The organism is Streptomyces sp. NPDC055632, from assembly GCF_053618675.1.
Window position 1 is genome coordinate 73,018 of record NZ_JBSHHY010000023.1, and the last position, 11,229, is coordinate 84,246.

Below are 11,229 nucleotides of genomic sequence, written 5' to 3' on the forward strand. Positions count from 1 at the left end.
CTCGGGGCCGGGGGTGTGCGGGGTTACGCGTGGCCCTCCGCGAGGACCTTCTCCGTGGCGGCCCGCACGGCGGCCTCCTGCTCGGGGGCGAGCGGGAGCCGGGGCGGCCGGGAGACGCCGCCGTGGTGTCCGGCGAGGTCCATGGAGAGCTTGATCGCCTGGACGAACTCGGTCTTCGAGTCCCAGCGGAAGAGCGGGTGGAGGGACCGGTAGAGCGGGAGGGCGGTGTCGAGGTCCCCGGCGACGGCGGCCCGGTAGAGGGTCGCGCAGGTGCGCGGGAGGGCGTTGGGGTAGCCGGCGACCCAGCCGACCGCGCCGGCGAGGACGAGTTCGAGGAGGACGTCGTCGGCGCCGGCCAGCAGGTCGAGGCCGGGGGCGAGTTCGGCGATCTCGTAGGCGCGGCGGACGTCCCCGCTGAACTCCTTGACGGCGACGACGCTGCCGTCGGCGTACAGCCGGGCGAGGAGGCCGGGGGTGAGGTCGACCTTGGTGTCGAGGGGGTTGTTGTAGGCGACGACGGGCAGGCCGACGGAGGCGACGGAGGCGAAGTGGTCGCGCACGGCGGCCTCGTCGGCCCGGTAGGCGTTGGGCGGCAGGAGCAGGACGGAGCCGGCGCCGGCCTCGGCGGCCTGCTCGGCCCAGCGGCGGGCCTCGGCGGCGCCGTACGCGGAGACGCCCGGCATGACGCGGGCGCCGTCCCCGGCGGCTTCGACGGCGGTCCGCACGACGCGGGCGCGCTCGTCGTCGGTGAGCGTCTGGTACTCGCCGAGGGAGCCGTTCGGGACGACCCCGTCGCAGCCCTCGGCGATCAGCCGGGCCACGTGGCGCGCGTAGGCGTCGTGGTCGACGGAGCCGTCGTCGCGCAGCGGGAGGGCGGTGGCGACCATGATCCCGCGCCAGGGTCGGTCGCGGTGCACGGGTGCTTGCTCGTGGACCATGAAAGGACTCCCTTGTGTGATGTGTGACATTTTACTGATGGACGGACGGGCCACAAGAGGCCCGCACACGTTCGGTTCTGACGGCCGATCAGTTATCGGTGCGGCCCCGCTCCGGGAGCTCCGCCAGGTGCCGGAGCGGTACGGGGCAGGAGAGCGGGCGCCGGTCCGGGGCCGCCCCGTCCCCGGAGGCCGTTCCGGCGAGGGCGGCCACGGCGGGACCGCACACGCGGCCCTGGCACCAGCCCATGCCGGCCCGGGTGAACAGCTTGACCGTACGGGCGTCCCGCGCGCCCAGGAGGTCGACGGCCTCCGTCACGCGGGCCGCCGGCACCTCCTCGCAGCGGCAGACCTCGGTGTCCGGCCGCAGCCACCCGGTCCAGCCGGGCCCGGGCCGGTGCACGGCGCCCATCGCCTCCGCGAAGGCGCGCAGCCGGTCGCGGTGGCGCCGGAGCGCGGCCTCGCGGGGCTGCGGCCCCCGGCCGCCGAGGAGGGCGCGGGCGACGGAGAGGGCCGCCAGCGTCCCTTCGACGACCGCGAGCCGGGCGCCGCCGATGCCGCCCGCCTCCCCGGCGGCCCAGACGCCGGAGACCGAGGTCGCCTGTGCGGCGTCGAGGACGAGGGCGGCCGTCCCGTCGGCGGCCGTGCGGGTCGCGCAGCCGAGCGCCGTGGCGAGTTCGAGCTGCGGTACGAGGCCGTGGCCGACGGCGAGCGCGTCGCAGGGGATCCGGCGGCCGGTGCCCGGCAGGGGCCGCCAGTCGGGGCCGAGCCGCGCCACGGTCACCGCCTCGACGCGCGCGGAGCCGTGGGCCTCGACGACCGCGTGACGGGCGAGGAGCCTGGTGCCGTACCGCAGCAACGCGCTCCCGTGCAAAGCCCCTTCGGCGAGCTTGGCGGGGTTGCGGAGGAGCGCCGGGACGAAGCCGGAGTAGCCGAGGTACGCACCGGCCTCGACGACTGCGGGGACACGGGCGCCCGCCGCCGCCAGGGAGCCGGCGACCGCCAGGAGCAGGGGGCCGCTGCCGGCCACGACGACCCGGCGGCCGGGCAGGACGAGCCCGCCCTTGAGCATCGCCTGCGCTCCCCCGGCACCCACCACGCCCGGCAGCGTCCAGCCGGGGAAGGGCAGTTGGCGCTCGTGGGAGCCGGTGGCCAGGAGCACCGCGCGGGCCCGGACGGTCGCGGCGCTCTCGTCGCCCGCGGCCACGGCGTGCAGCGTCCGGCCCGCACCCTCGGCCACCACCGCCCAGACGTGGTGGCCGGGCAGGTGGACGACCCGGCCCGCCCGGACGAAGCCGTCCAGGGCCGCCGTCCGGCGGGTGAACTCCCGCCAGTCGTGGTGGAGCGCCCCGGGCCGCAGCGCGCCGAGACCGGGCGCGGGATGCCGGTGGTACTGACCCCCGGGCCGGTCCCCCGCGTCGACGAGGACCACCCGGAGCCCGCGCCGGGCCGCCTCCACGGCGGCGGCGAGCCCGGCGGGCCCGGCGCCGACGACGGCGAGGTCGGAGTCGTACGACGCTCCCGATCCCTTCTCCGAGGGCCCGTTCGAGGGCGCGGGCGGCTCGGACGGCGCGGGCGGCGCGGGCGGCTCGGACGCGGACCCTCCCGGCGACCCGGACGACCCGGACGGCCCGGACGACTCAGACGGATCGAACGGCTCAGACGGTGAGTTCGGCACGGCCCGTCCCCTCCTGTGTCGTGACGGCGTCGCCGGGGCGGGCCGGGGTGAGGCAGGCGCGCTGGTTGGGGCGTCCGTTGACCGTGACGAGGCAGTCGAAGCAGCTGCCCATGCCGCAGAAGACCCCGCGCGGCGCCCCGGCGTTCCGCGTGGTGCGCCAGGTCAGGATGCCCGCGCCCCACAGGACGGCGGCGACGGACTGGCCGTCGAGCGCGGTGAGCGGGCGCCCGTCGAACGTGACGGTGAAGGCGGCCCCGGCCCGGCCGCCGACCAGGTCGCGCGGGGTGCGGCGTCGTCTCATCGGATGCTCTCCCGTCGTCCGGGGCCGGAGGTGTGGTCGAACCGTTCGGGCCGGAAGGGCCCCGGGTCCACGCCCTCCGCCTCCTCCGCCCCCTCCCCCGCGCCACCCGTGAGCGCGGCGGCGATCAGGAGTCCCGTGGCCGGGGCGAGGCCGATGCCCGCGCCCTCGTGACCGCAGGCGTGCAGCAGTCCCGGGACGCGCGGGTCGGGTCCGATCGCCGGGAGGTGGTCCGGCAGGTAGGGGCGGAAGCCGTGGTAGGCGCGCAGCACCCGCACGTCGGCGAGGACCGGGAAGAGCGCGGCGGCCTGGACGGCGAGCCGGCGCAGGGCCTCGGTGGACAGGGAGCGGTCGAAGCCGACGCGCTCGCGGGTGGCGCCGATGAGCACGGGCCCGGCGGGGGTGCCCTCGACGACGGCCGAGGACTGGAGCGTGGCCGAACCGCTGGCCACGTCCGCGATGTAGTCGGCCGCGTACACCTTGTGGCGCACGACCCTGGGCAGGGGTTCGGTCACGAGCACGAAGCCGCGCCGGGGCCGTACCGGAAGCTCCGTGCCGGCGAGGGCGGCGACCGCGCCGCCCCAGGTGCCGGCCGCGTTGACGACGGCGGGGGCGGCGAGTTCGCGGCGGGCGGTGCGGACTCCGCGCACGGCCCCGGAGGGGGTGCGGAGGATGCCGGTGACCTCCTCGCCGAGGTGGACGGCGGCGCCGGAGGCGGCGAGGAGGCGGGCCGCCGCGCGGGCGGGCTGGACCTGGGAGTCCTGCGGGTAGTGGAAGCCGCCCGCGAGGCCGTCGGCGAGGTGGGGTTCGAGGGCGCGCAGCCCGTCGCCGGGGACCTCGGCGGTCTCGACGCCGGCCGTCCGCTGCCCCTCCGCGAAGGCGCGCAGGGCCTTGAGGGCGGTCGGGTCGGGCGCCACGACGAGGCCGCCCTTGGCCTCGTACTCGATGTCGGGCGGGAGCAGGGCGGAGAGGTCGCGCCAGAGGCGCACGGAGAGCAGGGCGAGGTCGAGTTCGGGTCCGGGCTCCTTGTCGGAGACGAGGAGGTTGCCCTCGCCGGCGCCGGTGGTGCCGCCCGCGACCGGGCCCCGGTCGACGACCGCGACGGAGAGTCCCGCGCGGCCGGCGAAGTACGCGCAGGCGGCTCCGACGACGCCCGCGCCGATGATCACGGCGTCCGGGCTCTGGCTCTTGGACACGGCGGCGGTGTGTCGCATTCTCTCGGGGACGGGCGGGGCGGTGCGGGGTGCCTCACGGTCATCTCGCTCGTGCGCGCGCCGAGTTGACCTCGCTCACGACTGCGGCGCGATCGGTACAATAGTAATGTGAAATTGCACTGACAAGGGGTGAGCGAGAACCCGGCCGAAAAAAGCACGGCGGGAGCAGGCCCGCCGGGACCCGCCGGGACCCGGGGCCGTCGCGCCCTCCGCCACCCCGGATGATCGGACGCATGCTCGTCTCGTCCGTGTCCGTGCTCGCCCTGGCCGTGGTGCTCCTCTGCGCCGTCGTCCGCCCCTTCCGCCTCCCCGAGGCGGTCTTCGCGCTGCCCGCCGCCGGCGCCGTCCTCGCGGTGGGGGCGGTCACGCCCGACGCCGTACGCGAGGAGGCCGAGCGGCTCGGGCCGGTGATCGGCTTCCTCGCGGCCGTCCTCGTCCTCGCCAAGCTCTGCGACGACGAGGGCCTCTTCCACGCCTGCGGCGCCTGGATGGCCCGCTGGTCCCGCCGCCGGCCCCAGCGGCTGCTCGGCGCCGTCTTCGGCCTCGCCTCGCTGATCACCGCCGTGCTGAGCCTGGACGCGACGGTCGTCCTGCTGACCCCGGTGGTCTTCGCGACGGCCGCCCGGATGGGGGCCCGCCCCAAACCCCACGTCTACGCGAGCGCCCACCTGTCGAACACGGCCTCGCTGCTCCTGCCCGTCTCGAACCTGACCAACCTGCTCGCCTTCACGGCCACCGGCCTCGGCTTCACCCGGTTCGCGCTCCTGATGCTGCTGCCCTGGCTCACCGCCGTCGCGGTCGAGTACGCGGTCTTCCGCCGCTTCTTCGCCCGCGACCTCGCCGCACCGGCCGACGCCCCCGAGTCGCCGGAGCCCATCGAGCTCCCGCTCTTCGCCCTGGTCACCGTGGCCGCGACCCTCGTCGGCTTCGCCGTCGCCTCGGCCGTCGGGGTGGACCCGGCCTGGGCGGCCGCGGCGGGCGCCGCCGTCCTCGCCGTACGGGCCCTGGCGCGCCGCCGCACCACCCCGCGCGCGCTCGTCCGCTCGGCCTCGCTGCCCTTCCTCGCGTTCGTCCTGGCCCTGGGCGTCGTCGTCCGCGCCGTCGTCGACAACGGCCTCGGGACCGTCCTGGCCCACCTCCTGCCGGACGGCACCTCGCTGCCGGCCCTGCTCGGCGCCGCCGCGCTCGCCGCCGTCCTCGCCAACCTCATCAACAACCTGCCCGCGACCCTGGCCCTGGTCCCGCTGGCGGCCGGCTCCGGGCCCGGCGCGGTGCTCGCCGTCCTGATCGGCGTGAACATCGGCCCCAACCTCACGTACGCGGGCTCGCTCGCCACCCTCCTCTGGCGCCGCATCGCCCACCACCACCGCCATCCGGTCGACCTCGGGGAGTTCACCCGCCTCGGCCTGCTCACCGTCCCCGCCGCCCTCGTCGCCTCGACGGCGGCCCTGTGGGTCTCGCTCCTGGTCCTGGGCGGGTGACCGGGATCCGCGGGCCCGGAAACTCCCGGCGGCACTGCTAAGTTCTACACACACGTAGAAGTAAGCGATCGACGTCTGGAGTGCTCATGGCCCTGTGGGACCGCATCAAGGAATCCGCATCGACGATGCAGACCCAGCTGGTGGCGAAGAAGAACGACCTCAAGAGCGGCGCGTTCCGGGACGTGAGCATGGCCATGTGCGCCCTCGTCGCCGCCGCCGACGGCACGATCGACGCCTCCGAGCGCCGCCGGGTCGCCCAGCTCATCGCGACCAACGAGGTGCTGCGGAACTTCGACGCGCTCGACCTCCAGCGCCGCTTCGACGCGAACCTGGACAAGCTCACCGCCGACTTCGACCTCGGCAGGGTCGGCGTCCTCCAGGAGATCGCCAAGGCGAAGAAGAAGCCCGCCGAGGCCCGCGCCGTCGTCCAGATCGGCATCGTCATCGGCGGCGCCGACGGCGACTTCGACAAGACGGAACAGTCCGTGGTCCGCGAGGCGTGCTTCACCCTGGACCTGCCGCCCCACGAGTTCGACCTCTAGGGCCCGTCCGGCCCTGATCCGCCGGGCAATCCCTGGGGCCCGTCCGGCGGTTTCGGTACGGTCGGCACGCCGGGAGCCGAGGGTCCGGCACACCGGCCGCACCGACCACACCAGCCGCACCAGCCGCACCAGCCGCACCAGCCGCACCAGCCGTCCGGCGTACCGGCTACACCGACGTCGTGGCCGCGTGCAGCACGAAGTACAGCGTGACGGCCGAGTTGGCCGAGGACAGGGCCGAGACCGTCGTGCCGAAGGCGGCGCCCCAGGCGGCCAGACCGGCCGCCGTGCACACCGGCGGCCAGGCGCGGCCCATCGGGGCCGGGCGCATCAGGGCGGCGACCCGCCGGGGCACCGGGCCCACCGCCGCCAGGGCGGGGAGCGTGGCGGCGGGCGCGCGCGGGGCGAGCAGCGCGGCCCTGCCGATCGCCCGGGCCACGGTGCGGCGGCTGCCGACCTCGGCCGCCGCCTCCTCGTCGGCCCAGCGCTCGGCGGTGTACGCGACGGCGGTGCGCAGCGGGCGCAGGAACGGGTTGGCGCGGGCCGCCAGGTGGACCGTGAGCAGGTGCCGGTGGTGACGCCCGTTCAGATGGGCCCGCTCATGGGCGAAGAGGGCCCGGCGCTCGGCGGACCCGAGCCCGGCGAGCATGCCGGTGCTGACCACGACCCGCCCTCGGCCGTGCCCACGACCGCGACCGCCGGGGAGCGCGTACGCGTACGGCGTGCGGTCCGGCAGCACCGCGACGGACGTCGGCGGCAGCCCGGCGAGCGCGCCCGCCGTCCGGCGGCGCACCCGCGCCTGCCGCCACGCGGCGACGGCGCAGGAGACCAGGACGGCGAGCAGCGCGGGGATGGCCGCCCGGCCCGCGATCTCGTCGTACGGGACGGCCGCCCGCACCTCGGGGTCCGACCAGCTGTCGGGGAGCGGGTTGCCGGGCAGTTGGGCGGTGCCCACGATCATGAGCAGCCCGAGGCAGAGCGTGCTGCACACGGCGGAGACACCGGCGACGGCGGCGAGCAGCCGGGTCGCGGTGCGGGGGTGGAGCCGCTGTTCGGCGAGGCGGGCGACCGGCCACGCGGTGAGCGGAAGGACCAGGGGAAGGAAGACGAAGACTCCCATGACGGTCAGCCTTCCTCCTCCGGGGTCTCCGGGGTCTCCGGGGTCTCCGGGGTCTCCGGGGCGAGGAGTTCACGGAGGAGTCGCTCGTCGTTCGGCGAGAGGGCGGTCACGAAACTGGCCAGGACCGCCTGCCGGTCCGCCTCGGCGTCCAGGACCTTCCGCATCCGCAGCGCGGCGAGCCCCGCCTCGTCCGCGACCGCCGTCCACCGGAAGGACCGGCCGGCGCGCTCGCGTTCGACGGCGCCCTTCGCGCGCAGACGGGTCAGGATGGTGATCACGGTGGTGTAGGCGAGGCCGCCGCCGAGCCGCTCCCGCACCCACGCCACGGGCACCGGCTCGGACGCCTCGCGGAGGACGGCGAGCACCTGGGCCTCCAGCTCGCCCTGCCCGCGCCTGCGGGCAGGGCCCTCCGCCCCGTCCTCGCTCCGGTCCACCATGCCGCCGCCCTTCCGCTCCTGCCGCGCCCGGCGGCACCGTCCGCCGCCCGCCCGGTCGGCAGACCATCGTACTGAGCGGGCGGGGAAACCAGGGGAACCAGGGCGGGACCGTCGAGATCACCGGCTGAGGACCGGGGACGAGGAAAAGGCCCGGGGACGAGGAAAAGGCCCAGGGATGAAGAAAAGGCCCAGGAGACGTGCCCCGGGCCTTTTCGTCCGCACGACGCGGCGTCAGACGCGGCCGGAAGCCCCGCTTCCCGCCTCCACGTCACCGCTGTCGGCCTTCGAGAGGTCCGGGGCGGACCCCGCGTCCGGCGCGGACCCCGCGAGCACCGCCCCGTCTCCCGAGGCCGGAGTCGTCGGCGTGCCCCGGCGACGGGCGACGTAGGCGGCGATCGGCTCGGTGAAGCGGGCGGTGAGCGGCCCGATCACGACGAGGACCAGGACGTAGGCGGTGGCGAAGGGCCCCATCTGCGGCTGGACGCCGGCGCTGACGGCGAGTCCGGCGATGACGATGGAGAACTCGCCGCGCGCGACCAGCGTGCCGCCCGCCCGCCAGCGGCCCTTGACCCCGATCCCGGCCCGGCGCGCGGCCCAGTAGCCGGTGGCTATCTTGGTCAGCGCGGTGACGATCGCCAGGGCGAGCGCCGGCAGGATCACCGGCGGGATGCTGGCGGGGTCGGTGTGCAGGCCGAAGAAGACGAAGAACACCGCGGCGAACAGGTCGCGCAGCGGGCTCAGCAGGGTGTGGGCGCCCTCCGCGACCTCGCCGGAGAGGGCGATGCCGACGAGGAACGCGCCGACGGCGGCGGAGACCTGGAGCTGCTGGGCGACACCGGCGACGAGCAGGGTCAGGCCGAGGACGACCAGGAGCAGCTTCTCCGGGTCGTCACTGGAGACGAACCGCGAGATCAGGCGCCCGTACCGGAGGGCGAGGAAGAGCACGAGTCCGGCCACGCCCAGGGCGATGGCCAGCGTCACGCTGCCGGCGGCCAGGCCGACACCGGCGAGCAGGGCCGTGATGATGGGCAGGTAGACGGCCATCGCCAGGTCTTCGAGGACCAGGATGCTGAGGATCACCGGGGTCTCGCGGTTGCCCAGGCGGCCGAGGTCGCCGAGGACCTTGGCGATGACCCCGGACGAGGAGATCCAGGTGACGCCCGCCAGGACGACGGCGGCGACCGGCCCCCAGCCGAGCAGCAGCGCGGCGACGGCGCCGGGCACGGCGTTGAGGGTGAAGTCGACGAGCCCGGCCGGGTACTGGGTCTTCAGGTTGGAGACGAGGTCGCTCGCCGTGTACTCCAGGCCCAGCATCAGGAGCAGGAGGATGACCCCGATCTCGGCGCCGATGGCGACGAACTCCTCACTGGCGCCGAGCGGCAGCAGACCGCCGTTGCCGAAGGCGAGGCCCGCGAGGAGGTAGAGCGGGATCGGGGAGAAGCTGAACCGGGCCGCGAAGCGGCCGAGCAGGCCCAGGCCGAGGATGATGGCGCCGAACTCGATCAGAAAGACAGCGGAGTGCACCCTCCCCTCACTCCCGTCCGAGAATCGCGGCCGCGGCGTCGACGCCCTCGCGGGTGCCGATCACGATGAGCGTGTCGCCGCCCGCGAGCCGGAAGTCCGGCGTCGGGGACGGAATCGCTCCGGAGCGGCGCAGTACGGCGACGACGGAGGCGCCCGCCTCGGTGCGCATCCGGGTGTCGCCGAGCACGCGCCCGTTCCAGTACGAGTGCCCGGACAGCTCGATCCGCTCGGCGACGAGTCCCAGGTCCGTGGTGTGCAGGACGTTGGGGCTGTGGTGCGCGGGCATCAGCGCGTCGATCAGGGAGGCCGTCTCCCCCTCGGTGAGGTGGAGGGACTGGGCGCAGGCGTCGGGGTCGTCGGCCCGGTAGACGTTCACCGTCCGCGTTCCGTCGCGGTGCGCGATGACCGAGAGGTGCTGGTGCTCGCGCGTCGTGAAGTCGTACTGGACTCCGATTCCGGGCAGGGGTGTCGTTCTGGTCCGCGGGGCAGGCACTGGCCCGTCGCCTCCTGTCGTCGTGACCGGCCACAGCCGGTCGGGGCCGGTTCCGGCCATTCATGGAAAGGGATGCGCCACGGGGGGAACGGCGTCGTCCCGCGCCCCGCGGCCCCGTCATGGTGCCATCCGCGTGGAGACGCGGAACATGGGTGTCAGCACGGATGGACAGAACACCGACAAACCGGTCAGGATGAGGCGGGACACGGGTCCCGCCGCGGGCCGGAGGGCGCGCGGCGCGCATCGGACGCACGGTGCGCGTCACCTGCGCGGTACGTACCGGATGCGCGGTGCGTACCCGGTACGCGGCGCGTATCGGATGCGCGGTACGTGTCGTATGCGCCGTGCGTGTCGGATGCGCGGTACGTAGCGGATGCGCGGTGGGCATCGAACACGCGGTGAGCATCGAGCGGCCGGGCGACACGTCGGGCCCGGAGAGAGGCGGGACGGTGTCGCTGTACTGGCGCCTCTTCCTGCTGAACGCCGTGATCCTGGTCGTCGCCGTGCTGCTGCTCTTCGGCCCCGTCACGGTCTCCACCCCGGTCCTCGTCGGCGAGGCGTTCGTCCTCGTGGTCGGCCTGGTGGCGATGCTCGTCGCCAACGCCTTCCTGCTGCGGGTCGGCCTCGCGCCGCTCCAGCGCCTCACCCGGGTGATGCGGACGGCGGACCTGCTGAGGCCCGGCCGGCGCGCGGAGGTGGCGGGGCGCGGCGAGATCGCCGACCTGACCCGTACGTTCAACACGATGCTCGACCGGCTGGAGGCCGAACGGGCCGCGAGCAGCGCCCGGGTGCTGTCCGCCCAGGAGGCCGAGCGGCGGCGGATCGCGCAGGAGCTGCACGACGAGGTGGGGCAGACCCTCACCGCCGTACTGCTCCAGCTGAAGCACTCCGCCGACCACGCCCCCGCCGGCCTGCGGGCCGAGCTGCTCCAGGCGCAGGAGACCACCCGGGGCAGCCTCGACGAGATCCGGCGCATAGCGCGCCGGCTGCGGCCGGGCGTCCTGGAGGAGCTGGGGCTGCACAGCGCGCTCAGGTCGCTGGCGTCGGAGTTCTCCACGCGCGGTCTGACGGTGCGGCCCCACATCGACGCGGGTCTGCCGAAGCTCGACCACGAGACGGAGCTCGTGCTCTACCGGGTGGCGCAGGAGGGTCTGACCAACACGGCCCGCCACTCGGGCGCGAGCCACGTCGACCTGCGGCTGCGGCTCCTGCCCCGGGGCGGGGTGGGGCTGCTCGTACGGGACGACGGGCGGGGCATCGGGAACGCGGCCGAGGGCGCCGGGCTGCGGGGCATGCGCGAGCGGGCCCTGCTGATCGGCGCGGAACTGACGGTGCGGGACGGCCGGGACGGGGGGACGGAGGTCCGCCTGGACACGGCCGGTGGCGCGGGGGCCCGTCATGACGACGCGGAGAGCGGCACGGCCGACGGCACCGAGGAGGGGCCGTCGTGACCGGCGGTGCGGAAGAGGAGACGCCATGACCGGCGGTACGGCGAAGGGGGACGGCATGG

At 75.4% G+C, this 11,229-nt stretch carries 11 protein-coding genes; 3 read left to right on the forward strand and 8 right to left on the reverse strand.

Translation table 11 applies throughout. The annotated features are described in order from the left end of the window. Positions 1-23: 23 nt before the first annotated feature. The 4 genes from ACWGSR_RS26005 to ACWGSR_RS26020 all read right to left on the reverse strand — a co-directional run bounded on the left by ACWGSR_RS26005 (position 24) and on the right by ACWGSR_RS26020 (position 4,107). The gene (locus ACWGSR_RS26005) at positions 24-938 is read right to left on the reverse strand and encodes a dihydrodipicolinate synthase family protein (RefSeq protein WP_453569441.1); all 915 of its coding nucleotides are present in this window, start codon (positions 936-938) and stop codon (positions 24-26) included. A gap of 88 nt (positions 939-1,026) precedes the next feature. Then, positions 1,027-2,613, reverse strand: a complete 1,587-nt coding sequence (locus ACWGSR_RS26010; RefSeq protein ID WP_453569445.1) for an FAD/NAD(P)-dependent oxidoreductase — start codon at positions 2,611-2,613, stop codon at positions 1,027-1,029. Beyond that, positions 2,594-2,914, reverse strand: coding sequence for a (2Fe-2S)-binding protein (locus tag ACWGSR_RS26015; protein WP_366378229.1), 321 nt, complete (start codon positions 2,912-2,914; stop codon positions 2,594-2,596). The genes ACWGSR_RS26010 and ACWGSR_RS26015 overlap by 20 nt, the downstream gene beginning before the upstream one ends. Beyond that, positions 2,911-4,107 (reverse strand): NAD(P)/FAD-dependent oxidoreductase, encoded by a 1,197-nt coding sequence (locus ACWGSR_RS26020; RefSeq protein ID WP_453569448.1) that lies wholly within the window; start codon positions 4,105-4,107, stop codon positions 2,911-2,913. Before ACWGSR_RS26020 ends, ACWGSR_RS26015 begins: the two co-directional genes overlap by 4 nt. Positions 4,108-4,358: 251 nt before the next feature. On the opposite strand from ACWGSR_RS26020, the gene ACWGSR_RS26025 reads away from it, so the two are divergent. Together ACWGSR_RS26025 and ACWGSR_RS26030 are read left to right on the forward strand one after the other, a co-directional pair. Next, positions 4,359-5,606 carry an SLC13 family permease gene (locus tag ACWGSR_RS26025; RefSeq protein WP_453569451.1) on the forward strand — a complete coding sequence of 416 codons (1,248 nt, stop codon included), beginning with the start codon at positions 4,359-4,361 and terminating at the stop codon, positions 5,604-5,606. Between the two features lie 86 nt (positions 5,607-5,692). Further along, a complete protein-coding gene (locus tag ACWGSR_RS26030) occupies positions 5,693-6,148 on the forward strand; it encodes a tellurite resistance TerB family protein (RefSeq protein ID WP_453569454.1) in 456 nt (151 codons plus the stop codon). Positions 6,149-6,314: 166 nt separating this feature from the next. Here ACWGSR_RS26030 and ACWGSR_RS26035 read toward each other — a convergent pair whose 3' ends face one another. From ACWGSR_RS26035 to ACWGSR_RS26050, 4 genes are all read right to left on the reverse strand, one after another. Continuing rightward, on the reverse strand, positions 6,315-7,265 hold the full coding sequence (locus tag ACWGSR_RS26035) for a M48 family metalloprotease (RefSeq protein ID WP_453569457.1): 951 nt from the start codon (positions 7,263-7,265) through the stop codon (positions 6,315-6,317). Between the two features lie 5 nt (positions 7,266-7,270). Continuing rightward, positions 7,271-7,702 carry a BlaI/MecI/CopY family transcriptional regulator gene (locus ACWGSR_RS26040; protein WP_453569460.1) on the reverse strand — a complete coding sequence of 144 codons (432 nt, stop codon included), beginning with the start codon at positions 7,700-7,702 and terminating at the stop codon, positions 7,271-7,273. Between the two features lie 231 nt (positions 7,703-7,933). Then, the gene (locus ACWGSR_RS26045; RefSeq protein WP_376232052.1) at positions 7,934-9,226 is read right to left on the reverse strand and encodes a cation:proton antiporter; all 1,293 of its coding nucleotides are present in this window, start codon (positions 9,224-9,226) and stop codon (positions 7,934-7,936) included. Positions 9,227-9,233: 7 nt separating this feature from the next. Beyond that, on the reverse strand, positions 9,234-9,719 hold the full coding sequence (locus ACWGSR_RS26050) for a cation:proton antiporter regulatory subunit (protein WP_376232051.1): 486 nt from the start codon (positions 9,717-9,719) through the stop codon (positions 9,234-9,236). A gap of 449 nt (positions 9,720-10,168) precedes the next feature. Here ACWGSR_RS26050 and ACWGSR_RS26055 point away from each other — a divergent pair, with 449 nt between their 5' ends. Next, complete coding sequence (locus ACWGSR_RS26055; protein ID WP_453569512.1) at positions 10,169-11,170, forward strand: histidine kinase; 1,002 nt, start codon at positions 10,169-10,171, stop codon at positions 11,168-11,170. Positions 11,171-11,229: the final 59 nt, after the last annotated feature.